Raw genomic sequence first — 21,463 nt, forward strand, 5'->3', positions numbered from 1 at the left:
AATATTTTATATAACCACTATATCATTTCATCAGAAACTGTATACACCCTCTCAGGTTACATTTCAGCGATATTAGCGGCTTTTTTCGCCTAAATCACTGACTCGCGTCCCTATGTATACTTGGGCTATTAACCACCTTAGCTTTCGAGTATTAGCCTAAAAATAATTGTGTTTTTGATAAATGCAGGCAGCCGCTAAAGATTGATAGCATCAACGGATTAACCAAGACTATAAAGCACTTGGATAGATTAGCCCAATAAAAAAACCAGCCATTAAGGCTGGTTTCAGTTGCGCAACTCGGTGCTGCACTTTGCCGCTTAGTGGCAGCCAATCAAGTTAGATGCTGCCACATGCTCAGTAAAGCACTTATTTTTTAGCTTCCACCCATTTGCCGTCGATGTAGAAAGCAGACCAACCGGTAGCTTTGCCATCTTTCTCTGACGAAACATACTGTTGTTTGGTTTTACGGCTAAAGCGCACCATGGTTTTATTACCCTCTTTATCCGTCACTGGCGCATCAGCCAGGTAACGTAATTTCTCAGGTAAACGGTCCTTGAAACGCACCAACTCTTCTACCAATGGCGCACGGGTTTCGCGCGATTTAGGGAAGGTATTGGCCGCCAGGAATACGCCAGCTGCACCATCTCGCAACACAAAATAGGCATCAGACTTTTCACATGGCAATTCTGGTAACGGGACCGGATCTTCTTTCGGTGGCGCAACTTCACCACTGCGCAAGATTTTACGGGTGTTTTTGCACTCATCATTGGTACAGCCCATGTACTTACCAAAACGCCCCATTTTCAGGTGCATTTCGGAACCACATTTCTCGCACTCAACAATTGGGCCTTCATACCCTTTGATTCGGAACTCGCCTTCTTCTATCTCATAACCATCACATGCCGGGTTATTACCGCAAACATGCAATTTACGTTGGTTATCGATTAGATAGCTATCCATGGCTGTGCCACATTTCTGGCAGCGGCGGCGGGCGCGTAATGCGTTAGTTTCCGCATCATCACCTTCCAGGATATTCAGAATTTCAGCTTCTGGCACCAGATTAATGGTGGTCTTGCAACGTTCTTTAGGTGGCAATGCATAACCCGAGCATCCTAAGAACACGCCCGTGCTAGCGGTACGAATCCCCATAGGACGGCCACAGGTTGGGCAGTCAATGCTGGTCATCACCATCTGATTTGGGCGCATACCGCCCTCTTCAGGATCTTTTTCGGCTTTTTCAAGCTGCTCACTGAATTCGGCGAAGAAACCATCCAACACCGCTTTCCACTCAGCCTGATCATTGGCGACTTGGTCCAAACCACTTTCCATGCGCGCAGTAAAGTCGTAATTCATCAACTCGCGGAAGTTCTCTTCCAGACGGTCAGTGACGATTTCACCCATTTTCTCTGCATAGAAACGACGGTTTTCTACCCGCACATAGCCACGATCCTGAATGGTCGAAATAATCGACGCATAAGTGGATGGGCGGCCAATACCGCGTTTTTCCAGCTCTTTTACCAGTGATGCTTCACTGTATCGTGCCGGTGGCTTGGTGAAGTGCTGGCTTGGAATCAGTTTTTGTAAATCCAACTCACTACCCACTTCAATCACTGGCAAGGTGCGGTCTTCATCACCTTTACGCAGTGCCGGCATCACCTTGGTCCAACCATCAAACCGTAAGGTACGGCCTTTAGCACGCAGTTGGAAATCGCCCGCCTGCACAGTCAGTGTCGTAGAATCATACTTGGCCGGTGTCATCTGGCAGGCCACAAACTGACGCCAAATCAGCTGATACAGCTTCTGAGCGTCGGCTTCCATATCTTTTAACTGTTCAGCCAGCACATTCACATCAGAAGGACGAATAGCTTCATGCGCTTCTTGTGAGTTTTCTTTGCTGCTGTACTGATTTGGCGCCGATGGCAGATATTTATCACCAAAATTATCGCCAATATAACCGCGCACCATAGTCAGTGCATCCTGACTTAAATTGGTGGAGTCAGTACGCATATAGGTGATATGACCCGCTTCATACAAGCGCTGCGCCATCATCATGGTTTTCTTCACACCAAAACTCAGGCGGGTACTGGCAGCCTGTTGCAAGGTGGAAGTAATAAATGGTGCACCCGGCTTGCTACTGGTCGGTTTATCTTCGCGATCCAGCACTTTATAGCGGGCATTTTCCAGCAGTTTCAGCGCGGCGTGAGTTTGCTCGCGATTTACTGGTTTAAATGGCTTGTCATGGGCATGAGTGACTTCCATTTGAATAGGAACTTCACCTTTTGCCAGCAAGTCGGCATGCAGTTCCCAATACTCTTCAGGAACGAATGCTTTGATGTCACGTTCGCGTTCCACCACCAGACGCACCGCAACCGACTGTACGCGCCCTGCTGACAGGCCACGGGCAATCTTTTTCCACAGCAGTGGCGAAACCATATAACCCACCACCCGGTCCATAAAGCGACGGGCTTGTTGGGCATTAACCCGGTTGATATTTAATTCACCAGGTTGATTAAACGCCTGTTGGATGGCGTTCTTAGTGATTTCGTTAAATACCACACGGCTGAAACGCTTATCGTCACCACCAATCACTTCCCGCAAATGCCAGGCAATAGCCTCTCCTTCGCGGTCAAGGTCGGTTGCGAGATAGATGTGGTCAGCGTTTTCAGCTAATGCTTTCAGCTCGGCAACCACTTTCTCTTTGCCGGGCAAAATTTCATACTGCGCTTTCCAGCCATGATAAGGATCGACGCCCATACGGTTAACTAAGGCAACCTTTTCGTCTTTCTTTACTTTAGTTTTGGGCTTGTCAGCTTTCTTGGCTTTATCTTCAGTTGAGTTAGCGCTCTTCTTACTGGCTGAGCCACTGGTCGGCAAATCACGAATGTGACCGACACTGGACTTAACCACGTAGTCATTCCCTAAATATTTATTAATAGTTTTGGCTTTTGCCGGGGACTCAACTATTACGAGAGCTTTACCCATAATTACCTTTACCTAAATTATTTCTTCTAAAAGAAGGTTTTTATCTTGCCGTACCGCGGCATTCTGAATCTCTTTTTTATATTGCGGTACTTTTTCAGGAGATCAACCTGTTTTTTTGATCGGAGCCATAAAAGAGTCATCCGAAACAGACCAGGCTATCCCGCAAAATCTTTGCCTGTGCCCAGAGCAACAGTCGTAAATTTTGCCCTATGGCGTCAACAAAACCTTCCACCTAATAGTATAAAATCCCACACTGTACCTGATAAAAAGCGCCACGCAACCTAATTAGCTCGGAATCTGAATTTATCCAATTGTGCTGACAAAACCATCAATGACTCGAATAAACCTTAGTCGGTTTGCGAACAAATGCTAACCCGCAGTAGAATAGTGAAAGAAATTACCTTGTTCTGAGGAAATATAATTGTTGTGAGGAAATATAATGTTTGTAAACACCGCACCTATTGAGCGTAATAAATTGTTGGCAGAGGCTAATGAGATTATTCGCCAGCATGAAGATTATCTGCAGGGTATGCAGGCCACTGACGTTGAGCAAAAAGGCTCAGTATTAGTATTTCGCGGCGAATACTTCCTCGACCCAGATGGTTTACCAACGCCAAAAACCACCGCGGTATTTAATATGTTCAAACATCTGGCGCATGTTTTGTCTGCTAAATATCATTTAATCGATTAATGGCAGATTACTCTTCTATTTATTGCTTCTTGTTTTAGCTATTGAGCAAAAAATAACAGGGGGCTAAGCCCCCTGCTTTTATCCTACAACATTCATATCACATCAGGTTATAGCAGTGGTTTTTCACCACGCTGCCACCAGCGTAATAATAAACGATCCACACTTTCTGCGGCGCTACCGGTAAAACGATCCATTAGACGTTTACGGCGAGAATAACGAACACCAATGACTTCGTGGTTATCCATTTCAGCAATCAGTAAATCATCACTGGTACCAATGGCATCAACCAAGCCTTTCTCTTTGGCTTGTGTCCCAAACCAATGTTCACCGGTCGCCACAGCATCAATGTCTAAAGAGGGGCGCTGCTGCTGAACGAACTGCTTGAATAACAGATGTGTTTCATTCAGATCTTCGCGGAATTTCTCACGACCTTGTTCAGTATTTTCACCAAACAGCGTGAGAGTTCGCTTAAACTCTCCTGCGGTATGCAGCTCTACATCAATATCATTCTTTTTCAGCAAACGATGGAAGTTAGGTATCTGTGCAACCACACCGATAGAGCCGATAATAGCAAAAGGCGCGCTAATAATGCGGTCAGCTACGCAGGCCATCATATAGCCCCCGCTGGCAGCCACTTTATCTACCGCCACCGTCAGACGGATGCCTTTGTGGCGCAAACGCTCTAACTGGGAAGCGGCCAGACCGTAGCCATGAACCACGCCCCCCGGGCTTTCGAGCCGAAGTAACACTTCATCTTGTGCTGTGGCAACCGCGAGTACCGCCGAAATTTCTTCGCGCAATGATGTCACTTCATGTGCATCAATGCTGCCTTTGAAATCAATGACATATAAGCAGGGCTTTCCTGTCGCCACCGCGCCTGCTTTAGCACGCTGTTTCTTCAGTTTTTGATCGGATTTTTGCTGCTTTTTAAATTCTTTGCTCCAGGCTTTTTGTTCAGCATGACTCATGCGCGCCAGCCGCATTTCACGCTGCATTTCCTTATATTGCTCACCCAGATCAACCAGATTAAGCTCTCCCCGTTGCCCTTGTTTTCTCATTCCTTGGCTGACAATCAGTAATACTACCGCACCAATCGCGACCACAATGGTCACCACCTTAGCGAGAAACAGTCCGTACAGCGAAAATAACTCCACAAATACCGCCTTTATTCATCTGCTATTAAAGAGATACCTGCATTCTAGCGAACCCATCGGCCGCCGTCTTGCGCAAATGAAAAATTGCATTGGTTTCGCTTAAATATAAGAATGTAAGAGATATCGCGGCACACGAAAGTCAAAGACCCGCCGCTAGGAAGAGGAATAATTATGCATTACCAACCTAAAGATGACCTGCTCGATAATCGTACTATTCTCATCACGGGAGCAGGCGACGGCATTGGTCGCGAAGCGGCGCTGACTTACGCACGCTTTGGCGCCCATTTGATTCTGGTGGGCAGAACAGAAAGCAAATTAGTTGCCGTGCAACAGCAGATTGCCGCAGCAGGAGGCCATCCAGTCTTGGTTTTGGTATTAGATCTCTTGCACGCAACACAGCAAGATTGCCAGCAATTAGCTCAGACTCTCGGCAGTCAAATATCGCATTTAGACGGCGTTCTGCACAATGCCGGCTTATTAGGTGACGTTGCCCCAATGATCGATCAAAATATTGCGGTCTGGCAAGACGTCATGCAAGTGAATGTCAATGCAACTTTTATGCTCACTCAAGCACTATTACCCTTACTGCTTAAATCTCCCAGCGCCTCTCTGGTGTTCACCAGTTCCAGTGTCGGCCGCCAAGGGCGCGCTGAATGGGGAGCTTACGCCGTATCAAAATTCGCCACTGAGGGCATGATGCAAGTGCTGGCGGAGGAATATAAACACAGTAATCTGCGCGTTAATTGCATTAATCCCGGTGGAACCCGTACTCAGATGCGTGCAAGCGCTTTCCCTGACGAGAACGCTGACAAGTTAAAAACACCCGCAGATATTATGCCGCTGTATCTCTACTTAATGGGCGACGATAGCCGCAGAAAGACCGGCATTAGCTTCGACGCACAACCAGGCCGTAAAGCCGGCCCCGCAGAATAAAGGAAGGTTTTATGTCTGAAGAACGTCACCAACAGCGCCAACAGAAAATAAAAGAAAAAGTTGAATCTCGGGTTGCCGCCGCGCAGGAAATTCGCGGTATTTTGATTGTTTTTACCGGCAATGGTAAAGGCAAAACAACTGCCGCATTTGGTACGGTAACACGGGCGGTTGGTCATGGTTTAAAAGCTGGAGTCATACAGTTTATAAAAGGCGAGTGGCCAAACGGTGAGAAAAATCTTTTGCAACAACATGGGGTTGAGTTTCAGGTGATGGCAACCGGGTTTACCTGGAATACACAGAATAGAGAAACGGATACCGCTGCCTGTCAGGGGGTTTGGCAACACGCGCTGCGTATGTTAGCTGACCCATCGCTGGACTTAGTGGTACTGGATGAGCTGACTTATATGGTGGCTTATGACTATCTACCACTGGATGAGGTTGTGAATGCGCTAAAGCAGCGCCCTACCCATCAAACTGTCATCATTACCGGTCGTGGTTGCCATCGAGACTTGTTGGAAATGGCAGATACGGTCAGTGAATTGCGTCCGGTCAAACATGCCTTTGATGCTGGAATTAAAGCTCAGCAAGGTATTGATTGGTGACTACCGCCCCGCTTCAATAACAAAAAGATGCCGCGGGGAAAAGCCTGCGGCATTTATCTTTAAAGAACATCCTAATATCGCTAACCGATATTACCTACTGTTCCCCTCCTGAGAAAAGTACCGGCATATTTGCGGGTGTTAATATTCCCATTGCTGGCGTTAGAGTTCCCATTGCGGAGGTAGCCTGGCCTGTCGGTGGTGTCTTTTGCTGGGTGCTACCAAAATAGCAAAGTGTTTTCCAAGGCTGTGAAAGAGGGCTACAAGTTTTTTCACAAATATCACCGTAGTGGGAGTGCGGGCCACTGCAAGCATAAGTCATTGAGGAAAATCCGGTACCGACAACAAATAAGATTGCTGTGCTGGTCATTAACAGAGATTTTTTCATGGTAATGCTCCTTAGAGTTTAAATCTGATGGGGTATTTATATATTCCCCAAGAGCACTGTAACCATTTGAAATAGCATAAGACCAGAGCTATCCGGTGATGGTTGACCTAATGTTTATGCTGTCAAACCTTTCCTGATAGGTAGTTTATATATTCGAAACAATCAGTGTCAGTTTTTTATACTTTAGGGAGAAAAGTGAAATAGAGGAAAGGCAGGAAATAGAGTGATATTAGAAATAACGAATGGGAAGAAAGTTATTTCTTCCCATTTTGGCGATTACCCGCGCTTGTTCGACCCGCGACGCCCAGCCGTTGCTGCTGGAGCTGCATTACCCGCATTTTGACGGGTGGAGCCTTTGCGTGCCGAACCTTGACGGCCAGCAACCTGACGGCCAGCGACTTCAGTATGGCGTTTAACTGCACGACGGATCTGATTCGCTTTCACCCGGCGTCTGTCTTTTTCTACCGGCAGCTTGCTGACAGTTTCAGAATCCAGTTCAACCAGTTCGCGCAGATAGTTAGTCGCGCTCAGATCTAATTCAGTCCAGCCACCACGTGGTAGACCTTTTGGCAGATTGATATCACCATAGCGAACACGAATCAGGCGGCTAACCTGCACGCCGACAGCTTCCCATAAGCGGCGAACTTCACGATTGCGCCCTTCGGTCAGAGTGACGTTATACCATTGGTTAATCCCTTCGCCACCTTGGAATTTAATGGTGCGGAATGCCGCAGGACCATCTTCCAATTGCACACCACGGCTCAGTTGCTTGATTTTTTCATCATCAATTTGACCAAATACCCGCACCGCATATTCGCGCTCAACTTCACGACTTGGATGCATCAGGCGGTTGGCCAGCTCACCGTCAGTGGTGAACAGCAATAAGCCGGAGGTATTCACATCCAAACGGCCTACCGCTACCCAGCGCGAACCACGCAGCTTTGGCAGACGATCAAACACCGTTGGGCGGCCTTCAGGATCATTACGAGTACAAAGTTCACCTTCTGGCTTGTAATACGCCAGAACTCGGCAGACGGCTTCTTCAGACTCTTTAATAGAAAGAAGATGGCCATCCAGGCGAATTTTAGTGGCCTGAGTGACTTCAACACGATCACCCAACTTTGATATTTTACCATCAACGCTGACGCGGCCCTGCTGAATGATTGTTTCGATTTCCCGACGAGAACCATGACCGGCTCGTGCCAAGATTTTCTGTAATTTTTCACCCACAACTTTATCGCCCTGTGGTTTAGGGCCTTGTGGCTTTGAGTTTGGTAATTTTTGGTCTTCTGACTTCTCGCTCATTGAGCAACCTCTAATGTCGCCTTCACAGGCGTCAGTTTTAACTATAGAATCAATACGTTAGCTTAATGTTTCATTAGATCTCAATGAGTTACAACATTAAGGCACACAATATGGACACCAAATTGGTGAACAACAGGCCTAAGTTTACCACAGAGCGCAATGGATTTTTTTATATTAATTTCAGGCTTTCCAATGTTAGATAACCCAATAGCAATGAATTACTCAGCATTAGTAACCAAGGCGCATTTGAGAACGGAAGATCGCTGTGAATTCTTTGTGCTTCTTCTAGCCCGTTTCAGCGTGACGTAAAGCAATATGTTTTATTGTCCTCGGATATTTTCAGCCAGTCGATTATTGGTGACTCGTTACTATTTTTACTGGTCTACAATCAAATTGATACTGAGCTTTTATGTTGAAGTTACTGGCAAATAACAGGAAATATGAGTGTAATCAATGCCAATTTAATTACCTTTAATTTCATACGTTAAGGAACGCGTCCATGCCTGAAACTATTAATCCCGTTGCCCTGGTTGCATCAACAACACCTATTAGCTCCAAACCTTCGAGCTATCCAGAACCCTTTGCGTCCAGAGTGTCCGGCAAAGAGAAGCATCCCCTTAGTGATTTATTTAGCCTCACAAATTTTGGCGTCAACTACACCCGTCTAAGCCCAGGTGCAACATCAGCACTGCGGCACGCCCACACAAAACAAGATGAGTTCATATATATCCTGCATGGAAATCCTACTTTGCATACTGATGAAGGTTTTACAAAACTCGCTCCAGGAATGTGCGCAGGTTTCAAGGCTGGCAACGGCAATGGTCACTGCCTGATAAATGAGTCAGCAGAAGATGTTGTTTACCTTGAGGTTGGCGACAGGACTTCAGAAACCGAAGTCAACTATCCAGACGATGATTTGAAAGCCATTGTTGCAGATGGTAAATGGATTTTCGTTCACAACAATGGGGTTCCATATTGATGGCTGTTCCATTGCGGGTAGGTACAACCTGCTCGCTGAAACAGCGATAGACCTGAGGTGGCGTAATGACTTCCCCTACGGGAAGTCATGGCAGAAGCGGCAATGAAGCTTAGTACTTAATCATCGATGGCCCAACACTTAGAGTTCTCCCTGTATGAAAAGACGAGTTTTGAATTTTTACCGCCACAACGGGTACTTCGTGGGAGGAATAATTTTTGTCATCCTCTCATTTTTTATGGGCTTCTGGGGAAATTTGAGCATTAAAGGTAATACCAGGGAAGGTGTGATTTGATTGACCAGAACATTCAGGTTCCGGTGACATTATTATAACGGTTTGAATATGGAAAATTGAAAGCTACCTTTTGCATCAAAACCTACATGATGAACAGCTACTCCAATAACTTTACGAACACCGTCTATATCAAAAACGCAAGATTAGTTTGGCTACTTTTATATTTTAGCTGCCTTTAGGTAATTAATGTAAATTAATTATAAACATAATAGTTTATCTTTAAAAAAATGGTTTATTTTTAGTTGATAATAAGACATTTCAGAATAATCACCTCCTTTACTATTTATCATTGAGTATTTTACTTTCGGATGAGCTTAATGAATAAAGTCTTTATTTAAAGAAAAAACAAATTATGTAAAGTTTTGTATGTAAGAATTAAAAAGATTGACGACTCTGCAATTATTATAAAATAATTAATCGCCATTAAGGATGATGGTCATTAATTTATGATGATTCCATTCTGCTTTTATTTTTCTGACGTTTTGTCAATTTTATAATGTCTCGAGGAGTTGTAAACGTGAGTCAACGTAAGATAAATATTAACTATATAGTGCCGTTAGCATTATCTTGCACGGTAGGCCAACTTTTGCTCGCTGGTCAGGCTGTAGCGAAAGACTACAACCTTTCCTTTGAAAATGAGGTGAAAAATCAGCAAGGTATAGTTATCAAAGATAATCCTCTGGAGAGTAAAGATTATAATATTAACGTTACTGTTAATAACCCTGTTATTGCCGAAAATAATGGCCTTGAAGTGTATATTGGTGACCTGAGGGCTGGAGAAATCGGCGGGAATTATAATATTGGTGATTATGCCGTCTCGATTAAAGGAGAAACAGAACAAAATCACCAGAGTGGTTTGGCTTTTTTTGGTTTAGCCGCAACTGGTGCTGACACGAAGGTCACCGTTGATAATTTCAAACTTGAGAACGAGTTTACGGTTAAATCTAAGTATAATCATAACAACACCGCACTCTATGCGACTGATGGGGCTAACATAGCTATAAACGGCGACCTTTATATTCGTTCCAGTGTCGATCATACAGAAAGCGGAGAAAAGGCAACATTAGCCAATAATGGTATTTATGCAAATGGAAAGGATACTTCTATAACGGTAAACGGCGGAAAAGTTTATATTAATACTTATGCCAGTAATTTTCAGGAACGTATGGATAACAATAGTGGCTATCCTGAAGGTTCTTCAAAAAGCGATGCAATCAGTGCGAAACGAGGCGGTAGCGTTAATATTAACCAGACAGGTAATCACCAAGTAAATATTCTGGGGAATATCGATTTTGGTGACAAATTGTACGACAACACCAGCCAAATTAACGTTGTCCTCAATGGTACTAACTCCTACTGGCATGGTCATGAGGTCAATTATCGTGACCCTACTTCTGGGAAATGGACCGGCGATCTAAATGCTGTATTCATGAATGGTGCACACTGGATCCCGGATGGAAAAGACGCCGAGATCAGTGCTATTACGCTAAAAAATGGCGGTACTGTGAACCTGCATGGCTATAATTTGCATACCAATCAAAGTATTAACGAAACCGTCAAGATCCATGATTTGCGTGGCAATGATGGTATTTTCCTGATGGATGTCAATACCAGCAAAACTGACGGACAGCGCCGTAATGGCAGCGATTTTATCGCAGTTGTTAATAGCAGTACGGGGGGAACTCACGCCATTGAAGCATTAAATGTTGATAAGCTGGCAGATCTTAAAGAAGATATTTGGGTCGCTGATGCGGCAAACAATGTTAACTTCGTTGCTTACGATAAAATCGATATCACCAATGAGTACGTTTACGACTATAAACCGCTGCTTCGTTCAGATATCCGGGAAGGCGACCCGGATAGTCAATACGGCACGAACTGGTATATTACAGGCATTTCCACGAAAGCCAGTGCGGGAAGTAATACCGCAATTGCGAACGCCAGCATAAACTATACTGCCGCTACCGCGCGTCTTGAAATTGATAATTTGAATAAACGCCTGGGTGAACTACGCAATAACCAACAGGAGAATGGGCTGTGGCTCCGCTATAAAGGCGGTGAAATAGAAAGCCGAAATGGAAGTTACTTTAAAAATCAATATAACTTCTGGCAGCTTGGTTACGATAATAAAGAGGAGGATGAAAACTCCATCTTCACCCGCGGTATTGCTGCACATTATATGAAAGGTAAAGCCGATTTTGACTACGGCTCAGGTGATAATAAAAGCTTCGGTGGTTCACTGTATACTGCATGGAGCCGACCAGAGAAACAAGACTATGTTGATCTGGTTTTAAAATATAGCCATCACGACAGTGACTTTGATTATCGTAATGTCTATGGCTATGGCGGAACAGGTGATTCCAGCACCTGGTCTATCAGTGCCAGCGTCGAATATGGCCGCGAGTTCACCATTGCGAAAACGTCGTTTATTGAGCCTCAAGCTCAGCTTATTTACACCTATCTTGATGATGCAAAATATACGACCAGTAGTGGTTTAAAGGTTGACCAGAAAAATATCGACAGCGTCATTGGCCGCGCAGGGTTCAGAATGGGGCATCGTTTTGATGAACAGCCCAATAGCGATATTTATCTGAAAGTGGATTTGCTCCATGAATTTGCCGGCGATCGCGATATTTCTGTGCGTGGTAAAGATGCAACGCTGAACGTCAGCGAAGGTGGTGACGATACCTGGGTCAACTACGGTATCGGAGCTAATATCCAGCTGACGCAGAACAACAATTCGCGACTGTATGTTGATCTGGAAAAATCAGCAGGCGGAAATTTTGATACCAACTGGCAAGTCAACGCAGGTTTTCGCGTTGAGTGGTAATTAACGCAGTGGCCTGTTAAGGCGTATCAAGTAGGTGGCGGGATTATTCCCGCCATCCTCTCACATCGCTGCACATGCGTTAGCTCAAGCAATTCCCGGTATAGCGATTCTGGAAGGTGATGAACGAGGCGGTAAGAAATAACGACTACTTCGCATCAGCGGAGTTGTTTCGTGGAGAAATTCGGCGATTTTTTTGGTGAAATATTTCTGGTAATTGCGGGTTGCTGACATATCGAATTAATTTCAACTTCCAGTTGCTGTGAAATGTATCTTCAGTTAATCATGTATAAATCTGATATATTCAACACAGTCTTGATTAGAGGAAAGAACTTTGGGCAATCAATCTATTACGGTATAGGCAACCACCGTTTAGGCCGTCGCATATTGTGGCTCCGGGCTAATGTCATTCAATAGTTGTGAAACAATCCCTGCATTCATCAGCATCGGTTGTAATGTGTTGATGCCTAATTTCCCCAACGCACTGCGTTTGTGATAGCTAACGGTTTTGTTGCTTAGCGCCAGGTGACTGGCAATATCATTGTTCGATTTGCCTTGCAGTAACAGGGCCAAAACGGTTCTCTCTCGCTTCGATAATATACAGGGGCGTTTTTTACTGAGTGCTGGCGGGTTTGAAAATACCCGGTTTAATTGAGCAACAAATTGGCTCAGAGGCGCATTTTGGGCAATGACGGCGTAAACCTGCTCTACCCCATAGAAATATTGTTTTAGCAGATAGACACAAAATTCATCGGCAATGACAATGACACGACAGTTTGGGCGGTGTATACGCAACCAATCAACCACCAGACTAAGACTATCGCCAGAGGTATAATCCTCACCGCGTAGATTTAAGATAGCCAAATGTACTGCCGGAAACTTGACCAAATTATCATAACAATCAGTCAGGGAGCTGATACTGGCGGCTATCTTGACTGATTCACTCATTAATAGTTTTTTTAAAATACGTTCCAGAGTGAAACGAGTATAAAAACAAGGGTGTTGAATGATTGCAAGCTTCTCTTCCATAGCGCTTATTTCCTTTTAGACACTTAGGTTAAATTTTATTTATCTAAATCTTCTTAATTTTTTTAAAAATACATTTATAAAAAACATGGCAACCATTGCGGAGATAAGTGATAACCATAATGAGAGCGAAATTAACGAGTCATACGTCTCTTCAGAGACAATGGCACCGAGATAAATTGAGTATATGTAGTTCATAAAGTCTGGAAATGTCTCAACAATAACCAGACTGAAAAGACAGAACAGCCAGATAAACCAGAAGAGATAGAGTGAATATGATGTCAATTTATTCATAGGGTTATAACCATATCGCCATTAATCTTGTAGGAAAACCTTTAGGACGGTCATGCGGTTACTGACATATCTAGCTGCGGGAAGCAGCAATATCCCGATATAACGGCATCAATTGCACCGTCAAGATTAATAACATCATCCTTTTTATATACGTATCCACTAACCCCGATTCCGAGACATTTTTTTAGGTAATACATTGAGGTTAAAGAGGTGTAAATAAGCACTCTTGACTCAGGCGACATCAGCATCAACTTTTGAATAAGATTAAGTTGAATATTTTTATATCCGACAAAATCTATAACAATGATGCTCGGTTTATAAACGCTGGCCATCTTAAGCGATTCTAACTCTTCGCCTGTCTCATAAACTTTCCCTCCTTTGCATTCTATAAGCCCCCTCACCACATGTCTTATTAAAGGATGTTGATCAATAATTAATGCTGATATTTTTCCAGTCATAATCGCCTCATTTGCAGAGTTAATGACATCAGTAATTTCGGCAACATTATTAGTGGCAATAATGTTGCCGAATATATTTGTTATGCTTAATTCAGTGTATATCCTCCCGACAGAGCACAATCTACTGAAAGTGATGTTTCAGCCGTGGTTGAAGGGGTTGAAACATATAATCCATAATAAATAGGATCCGTATTGTATGTCTCAACTATGTCATCATAACCAGGAACAATAATAGCTCGAGAGAATGTATATCCTGGCACTGTTGCTGGGGTGTCATTTATATAAGCACCACAGGTCACTTCAGTATTACTGCCCGTAGCAGTGACTACACTGGGTGTGATATTAAAGTTCAATGTTTTACTTTTAGTTGTTGGTAACCAATTAACACAGTTAATAGATAAATTAATAGCACCAATATTCTCTGACTTGCGAGTTTCATTACTATTATGCAAATAGATATGGTCACCACTCAGGATATTCTCAATATTGGTAGAACCTGTAGCGCTCGCGTCACAAGCAACATCAAGATTTTGCTGAACAAGATCGATCGTACTACTGGTATAATTCTCTGGAGTGGCTGTTGTGCAAGAACTGCCACTGCTACATACACTCCCTAAACCTTGGGTTGTTATCCGAAATTTTCCTGAACTTCCTGCCAATGAAGTGATATTGGATCGTAGAATAGAAACATGCTGATCAACTGCGACACCATGTGCAATAGCAACTTTTACGGCATCATAATGTGTGGCAGCATCTAGTAACTCATTATCGAATGAACCATTCCCTCGCAGATCAATATCTAATGTTTGAATCGGAGGGGTAATTAAACCACCCCCTGAATTTAGCATGCTAAAGGTATATCTTAGCAAACAAGAGTTTAGTGATACTGTATTTGAGGCTCTTTTACACTTATTAGTGTGGGACATATGCGAGTTTTGATCACCCGCAGTTGGCGGGTTATTTGTCCCATCCCAATAAGTATGAACCAAATCAAAAGAAAGTTCATTTAAACTGGTTTGTGGGTTTTTAACTTCATAATGGCCCAGCACTGTGTTGGGTAATATTAAAAAAGCGGAAGAAAATAAAAAACAATTTAATAGTTTCATAGTAAATATCCACAAAAAAGTTACTGCAGAGCAGGTTTCAATTTAAATACTGAACACACCTACTTTTTAAGTATCGAATGATGCGAAGAGGGTATTAACTACACGGGCTATACCCTCTTCATCAACGTTTCTCTATTTAATTATCGCCTTACATTGTTAAAACGAATTTCACACTGAATGGCACCGGAATAAACGTCAGAATATCTGTATCACTGGTGCCATTGATGGTTGCCGTCACGGTGCTATCCCCTGGGTTGGCACTAACGACCGTCATAATAACTTCACCATTACTATCTGTTGTTCCATTGGCAGCCATCGTTGCGCTGTTAGTCGCATTGAAGCTAACCAATTGACTCGCCACTGCATTACCAAATGCATCGATGACTTTGGCTTTGACACTGTTTTGTGCCGTGCCGTCTGCCGGCATATTACCGATTACCGCAGCCAGACTGACACTTGCGGTGCTGGCATCAGGAATAAAGGTGGTATCTACCGTCCTGCTATTACCATTGACAGTGGCCGTCACTTTGGTCACTCCCGATTTGGTATTAGTTAAGGTCAAGGTTACCGAGCCATCTGCACCAGTAGTGCCGCTGGCCGCGATCAAGCCACTATTATCAGCGACAAAATTCACCAGCAGATTCGGCACCAAGTTGCCTTCAGCATCGGTCACGATCGCTTTCACCGAGTTGGTCGCCACACCGTTAGCCAGTGCACCATCCACTTCAATACTCAGTGCCCCACTGACAATGGTCGCCGTGCCGCTGTTAGGAATAAAGCTCACATCCACACTTTGACTGTTACCATTGACGTTGGCGGTCACCTTAGTCACACCCGACTTAGTGTTGGTCAAGGTTAAGGTAACCGAACCATCTGCACCGGTAGTGCCGCTGGCCGCGATCACTCCACTATTATCAGCGACAAAATTCACCAGCAGATTCGGTATCAGGTTCCCTTCAGCATCGGTCACTATTGCTTTCACCGAGTTGGTCGCCACACCGTTAGCCAGTGCACCATCCACTTCAATACTCAGTGCCCCACTGACAATGGTCGCCGTGCCGCTGTTAGGAATAAAGTTCACATCGACACTTTGGCTATTGCCATTGACGCTGGTCGTCACCTTAGTCACACCGGATTTGGTGTTGGTTAAGGTTAAGGTAACCGAACCATCTGCGCCGGTGGTGCCGCTGGCCGCGATCACTCCACTGTTATCAGCACTGAAATTCACCAGCAGATTCGGTATCAGGTTCCCTTCAGCATCGGTCACTATTGCTTTCACCGAGTTGGTCGCCACACCGTTCGCCAATGCGCCGTCGGTCTCGATACTCAGTGCCCCACTGACAATGATCGCCGTGCCACTGTTAGGAATAAAGTTCACATCCACACTTTGGCTATTGCCATTGATGCTGGCGGTCACCTTAGTTACACCCGATTTGATGTTGGTTAAGGTTAAGGTAACCGAACCATCGGCACCGGTAGTGCCGCTGGCGGCGATCACGCCACTATTATCTGCACTGAAATTCACTAACAGATTCGGTATCCGGTTCCCTTCAGCATCGGTCACGATCGCTTTCACCGAGTTGGTCGCCACACCGTTAGCCAATGCGCCATCGGTCTCGATACTCAGTGCCCCACTGACAATGGTCGCCGTGCCGCTGTTAGGAATAAAGGTCACATCGACACTTTGACTATTGCCATTGACGCTGGCGCTCACCTTAGTTACACCGGATTTGGTGTTGGTTAAGGTTAAGGTAACCGAGCCATCGGTACCGGTAGTGCCGCTGGCGGCGATCACGCCACTATTATCAGCGACAAAATTCACTAGCTGATTGGGTATCAGGTTGCCTTCGGCATCGGTCACTATTGCTTTCACCGAGTTGGTCGCCACACCGTTCGCCAATGCGCCATTGGTTTCGATACTCAATGCACCACTGACAATGGTCGCTGTACCACTGTTAGGAATAAAGTTCACATCCACACTTTGGCTATTACCATTGACCGTTGCAGTTACCTTAGTCACACCCGATTTAGTGTTGGTTAAGGTCAAGGTAACCGAGCCATCGGCACCGGTCGTACCACTGGCGGCGATCACCCCACTGTTATCTGCACTGAAATTCACCAGCAGATTCGGCACCAAGTTCCCTTCGGCATCGGTCACGATCGCTTTCACGCGATTAGTGGCGATACCATTTGCCAGTGCGCCATCAACTTCAATACTCAATGCCCCACTGACAATCGTTGCCGTGCCGCTGTTAGGAATAAAGCTCACATCCACACTTTGGCTATTGCCATTGACGGTGGCAGTAACGTGGCTGACCCCGGCAATGGTGCTGGTCAGAGGCAGAGTCACTGACCCATCAGTTCCCGTCGTGCCACTGGTGGCAATATTAGCCCCATTGCTCGCCACAAAACTGACGGCAAGATTAGGGATCGGGTTGCCACTGGCATCGGTCACCACCGCTTTTACCGAGTTGGTCGCCACTCCATTAGCCAGCGCACCATCAGTTACAATAGTGAATGCACCGCTCACAATGGTTGCCGTGCCGCTATCTGGCACAAAATTCACGTTCACACTTTGGCTGTGACCATTCACCGTGGCGGTGACATGCACCACACCTGCAGTGGTGTTTGTTAGCGGCAGAGTCACTGAGCCATCCGGCCCTGTGGTACCACTGCCAGCCATCGCCGCACCGTTATCTGCCAGGAATGTCACTACCTGATTAGGTATGAGGTTGCCGGTAGCATCGGTGACTATCGCCTTAACTTCGTTGCTGGCGATACCATTTGCCAGCGCATTATCTATGGTGATGGTCAGTGCGCCGTTGACGATGGTGGCTGTCCCGCTATCGGGGATAAAGGTGACATCTACCGCCCGGCTAACGCCATTAACCGAAGCAGTGACTCGCGTCACACCTGCGGTCGTATTGGTCAGCGATTGCGTGATAGAACCATCAGCCCCGGTCGTCCCATTAGCGGCAATATGGGCCCCATTGCTCGCCACAAAGCTAACGGCAAGATTAGGAATCGGGTTGCCACTGGCATCGGTCACCACCACTTTCACCCGATTACTGACACTGCCATTCGCGAGTGCGTTATCGGTAAGCACGCTAAGTGCTCCGTCAACAATGGTCGCCGTACCACTGTCTGGGATAAAGTTAACCGCGACACTTTGGCTCGAACTATTTAACGTAGCTGTGATGTTGGTTACGCCCGTTGCGGTGTTCACCGCCGTGACAATGATCGCCCCGTTGGTGTCGGTAATGCCGCTGGATAATGAGAGTGTAGCGCCGTTATCCGCAACGAAACTGACCAGTTGGTTAGGAACAGGATTACCATTAGCATCGGTTACTCTGACCTGAACACTGTCAGTGGCAAGACCATTTGCCAGCGCATTGTTGCTTAGCACCGTGAGATTTTCGCCAAGAATAGTTGCCGTGCTTTCATCCGCCATAAACATCACTGCGGCTTGCGCTCTGTTGCCATTATCTAACACGGCATGAACCTGCCCAGCGCCCGCCAGGGTACTTTTAACCGAAACCGTTGCCCGCCCCATGTTATCTGTTACAGCTGATGGCGTGACAATGTCACCAATGGTGGCATTAAAGGCAATATTCATCCCGGCCATTGGCGTATTTGCCCCATTAGCAGTATCAACCACAGAGGCCCGATAAGTGACTAATGCGCTGCCATCCGCCGTGGCGGAGGTGCTTGAACCCACGACATTAAGTGCAATCTGATGTGGTGATTCCTGCACAATAATTTGAGTGGTTGCCGTGTTAGATTTATTACCACGAATGTCGTAGGCAACAGCACTGACTTGATAACTATTGATATTTTGCAGGTGTTGGTAGGCTGGGAGTGTGATTGAAGCGGATTCCATCGCCAGTGGCGTCAAGGCGCCACCGGTAGTAATCAATATCGGAGCACTCCATTCAACCCGAGCGGCACCATATTTAGAGGCCACGCTCCCGGTTAAGGTGACATTTTCCAGCGCATGGGCTGAAATCGTTTCCGGCAGCGTTAAATTGATCAGGTTCTGCTTTTCATACTGCATGACAATATTGTAATTACGATCAACCAAATCATAACGGCTGCCCGCAAGGCTACGCATCAAAGCAACTGTGTCTTTATTGATTTGATCAATCCAAGGCACACCGAAGCGGTAATTAAAGTTCAAACCAACCTGCAGTTCATTTGAGGTGTTTTGGCCTTTCTTATGAGCAACATCGACGGTAACTAGCGGGATTGGCGTGTAATTTACACCCAAGGTCACGGCTGATGGTGAGTCGCCTAAATCATCCGGGCTAGTGCTGCCGCTATTGAGCGCGACACCTTTGCCGAAGTATTTCTCATACATTAATGAGCCGCCCAGTTGGGGATAGGCTGGCAGATAGGCCGCGGCCCTGACATCAAAGCCATTTGCCGGGCGCTCGTTATAATCTTCCATATTAGACAGCACCGATTGGTGCCAGTCAGTTAAGCGAAAATAGCCATTGGCGGAGAACTTAAGATTATCAGTCCAGGCTTCAGCCCCGACCCCTACCCGGCTATTTTTGCCCGTCAGGTCATAATCATAAAAGCTGTTGACACCCAACATCCAGTTTTCGGTAAATTGACGAACCCCGATGCCAGCATTATTTGTCGTCCGGTAGCCATCGTAACGCACACCTAATTGACCAAATAACAGGTTGTCTTGTGATTCAACCAGCGGCAGTAAAATATCTGCATTGCCAGTGCCGGAGGAATTAAGTTGCACTCTGGCATGACCAAATTGACTGAGCCAATCAGAGGCCGCTTGCGCCGCCAAGCCAGAGGATACGCCTCTCACCGCACTTTCTGCCGCTCGCGCTGAATTCTCGCTGCCCATCACGCCCCAGAATTGGGTGGCGGTGCTGGCAACGTTATCTTCGGTAAGATTAAATTTATTCGCGCTCGTGCTCTCGGCTTGCGATAAATCTTCGGAGCCTAAATTAGGTAACGTACTGCCCTGCGGCACATTAGATGGAGCTTCATTCCCTATGAAAGGATTCGCTGGTTGATATTGGTAAGGAACAGCGGGTTTTTCAAGATGATTATTGGGCTGTTCAGAATAAGTGTTAGGTGCCACCGCCATGGGCTCAACCAGTATTTCGGAGGACCGCATCTTCGCCATTATCTCGTCTAATTCATCTGCACGTGCAGATAGCGATATTAGCGGTGTGAAAGCTATAGTTATGGGCAGCAGTAGTTGCATTAATAAGGTATTAATTGCAACTACTCGCATAAGTGATTTATTTGAATGGAAACCGTTCATAGTGAATTCAAAGTTCCGATTTTGAATGGCGATATCCGTTACCGCATAGATACAAGCCGTTTTATTATTGACAGACATAGATATAATCATCATTGATTAATATTAATGATGTTATTCTGTGTCTCACCCAATAAACTCAATTTTATTGATTTTGCAATAATGTAGATTACGAAAAGAAATGAGCAATTTAGCGAACTAAACTGCTCTAATCCTAATGGCTATATTAGAAATATTTCATTGTCATAAAATACAATATCTATCCCAACCAGAAGATGAGAATGATAATCATATAAAATGCAAAGCATAAACACACGGATTGTTATAATTACTGCATATAGCAAATGTCACTGTGTCTTATTGAATAAAAGGCTAGATCCGTGAAAGATAATTCACTTTGTTTTGTACTTCGTTGAACGCAGTATTTCTAACTCTGGCACACACCATTTTAAGTTTTGAATCCAGTTCCAGAGAAATGAGCTGCTTAGGATCATTATCCAAGATATTTCTATTCTGTTCCAAGAATGCGTACATATCATTGATTTGGTCAAACTGCCCTCTAAATACCCCAAACTCATTGGTATTCAGTTTTTTGACCATGGAGAAATTATTGACGCACTGATCGTTGGTACTCTTCTTAATAATGGCTGCGGTCTGCTTCTCGGAGTCAACCTTTGCTTGCGTGCTGCACCCTCCCAATACTGCACTTGCCATCAAAATCACTATCGCCACTGCTTTCATAAAATACCCTCATTAATCCTTTATAAGTACTCAACCTTCCATTGGATATGCCGACCCTGGTACCAATATCATTTCCACCAAATATCTGTGTAGTGATATCAGTCGCATTTGTTCAATAGAATGCAATCCAACAGATGTAGCAGGGACACTCTACATCGCGATCTTTTGTGCTGTCAAATGACCTTAAGTTAGATCTAAACGCTATCTTATCTCATTAGTCCAGTTTAATGTTCTGACTGATAATCTTGAAATGGATGTAAAGATCGTATTTTATATGATTGATAGTTTTATATTTCAAATTATTTATACAAAACAGTTGATCAACCCAATTAAATTTAAGGCAAAAAAAACATAAAATTAATCAAAATTGTTGACACAGTGCATAAAAATGAAATGTC

14 protein-coding genes are annotated in these 21,463 nt (G+C 45.0%); 5 read left to right on the forward strand and 9 right to left on the reverse strand.

Annotated features, from left to right (window positions below; all coding sequences use genetic code 11):
* Positions 1–366: 366 nt before the first annotated feature.
* Positions 367–2,982, reverse strand: coding sequence for a type I DNA topoisomerase (topA, locus tag FTA96_RS22880; RefSeq protein WP_050134403.1), 2,616 nt, complete (start codon positions 2,980–2,982; stop codon positions 367–369).
* 439 nt (positions 2,983–3,421) lie between these two features.
* Between topA and FTA96_RS22890 the strand changes: the two genes are divergently transcribed.
* The gene (locus FTA96_RS22890; protein WP_050106900.1) at positions 3,422–3,673 is read left to right on the forward strand and encodes a YciN family protein; all 252 of its coding nucleotides are present in this window, start codon (positions 3,422–3,424) and stop codon (positions 3,671–3,673) included.
* Positions 3,674–3,780: 107 nt separating this feature from the next.
* Here FTA96_RS22890 and sohB read toward each other — a convergent pair whose 3' ends face one another.
* Positions 3,781–4,827, reverse strand: a complete 1,047-nt coding sequence (gene sohB, locus FTA96_RS22895) for a protease SohB (protein WP_050121379.1) — start codon at positions 4,825–4,827, stop codon at positions 3,781–3,783.
* Positions 4,828–4,998: 171 nt separating this feature from the next.
* On the opposite strand from sohB, the gene FTA96_RS22900 reads away from it, so the two are divergent.
* Complete coding sequence (locus tag FTA96_RS22900) at positions 4,999–5,760, forward strand: YciK family oxidoreductase (RefSeq protein WP_050145836.1); 762 nt, start codon at positions 4,999–5,001, stop codon at positions 5,758–5,760.
* 11 nt (positions 5,761–5,771) lie between these two features.
* Positions 5,772–6,362: a cob(I)yrinic acid a,c-diamide adenosyltransferase gene (gene cobO / locus FTA96_RS22905; protein WP_145574979.1), complete on the forward strand. Its 591-nt coding sequence runs from the start codon at positions 5,772–5,774 to the stop codon at positions 6,360–6,362.
* Positions 6,363–6,456: 94 nt separating this feature from the next.
* Here cobO and FTA96_RS22910 read toward each other — a convergent pair whose 3' ends face one another.
* Positions 6,457–6,747, reverse strand: a complete 291-nt coding sequence (locus FTA96_RS22910; RefSeq protein ID WP_050106896.1) for a hypothetical protein — start codon at positions 6,745–6,747, stop codon at positions 6,457–6,459.
* 276 nt (positions 6,748–7,023) lie between these two features.
* Positions 7,024–8,052 (reverse strand): 23S rRNA pseudouridine(2605) synthase RluB, encoded by a 1,029-nt coding sequence (gene rluB / locus FTA96_RS22915; protein ID WP_050106895.1) that lies wholly within the window; start codon positions 8,050–8,052, stop codon positions 7,024–7,026.
* Between the two features lie 499 nt (positions 8,053–8,551).
* Between rluB and FTA96_RS22920 the strand changes: the two genes are divergently transcribed.
* A complete protein-coding gene (locus tag FTA96_RS22920) occupies positions 8,552–9,031 on the forward strand; it encodes a cupin domain-containing protein (protein WP_145574982.1) in 480 nt (159 codons plus the stop codon).
* 809 nt (positions 9,032–9,840) lie between these two features.
* On the forward strand, positions 9,841–12,153 hold the full coding sequence (locus FTA96_RS22925) for an autotransporter outer membrane beta-barrel domain-containing protein (RefSeq protein ID WP_391592637.1): 2,313 nt from the start codon (positions 9,841–9,843) through the stop codon (positions 12,151–12,153).
* 369 nt (positions 12,154–12,522) lie between these two features.
* Here FTA96_RS22925 and FTA96_RS22930 read toward each other — a convergent pair whose 3' ends face one another.
* The 5 genes from FTA96_RS22930 to FTA96_RS22950 all read right to left on the reverse strand — a co-directional run bounded on the left by FTA96_RS22930 (position 12,523) and on the right by FTA96_RS22950 (position 21,065).
* The gene (locus tag FTA96_RS22930; protein WP_050134397.1) at positions 12,523–13,179 is read right to left on the reverse strand and encodes a helix-turn-helix transcriptional regulator; all 657 of its coding nucleotides are present in this window, start codon (positions 13,177–13,179) and stop codon (positions 12,523–12,525) included.
* Positions 13,180–13,520: 341 nt separating this feature from the next.
* Positions 13,521–13,928 carry a response regulator gene (locus FTA96_RS22935; RefSeq protein ID WP_145537652.1) on the reverse strand — a complete coding sequence of 136 codons (408 nt, stop codon included), beginning with the start codon at positions 13,926–13,928 and terminating at the stop codon, positions 13,521–13,523.
* Positions 13,929–14,014: 86 nt separating this feature from the next.
* Positions 14,015–15,034 (reverse strand): heme utilization protein, encoded by a 1,020-nt coding sequence (locus FTA96_RS22940; RefSeq protein WP_145574989.1) that lies wholly within the window; start codon positions 15,032–15,034, stop codon positions 14,015–14,017.
* 148 nt (positions 15,035–15,182) lie between these two features.
* Complete coding sequence (locus FTA96_RS22945) at positions 15,183–20,186, reverse strand: Ig-like domain-containing protein (protein WP_186372919.1); 5,004 nt, start codon at positions 20,184–20,186, stop codon at positions 15,183–15,185.
* Positions 20,187–20,696: 510 nt separating this feature from the next.
* Positions 20,697–21,065 carry a hypothetical protein gene (locus FTA96_RS22950; protein WP_050110458.1) on the reverse strand — a complete coding sequence of 123 codons (369 nt, stop codon included), beginning with the start codon at positions 21,063–21,065 and terminating at the stop codon, positions 20,697–20,699.
* Positions 21,066–21,463: the final 398 nt, after the last annotated feature.

Origin of the sequence: Yersinia alsatica, from assembly GCF_902170305.1 — a bacterium.
GTDB lineage: Bacteria > Pseudomonadota > Gammaproteobacteria > Enterobacterales > Enterobacteriaceae > Yersinia > Yersinia alsatica.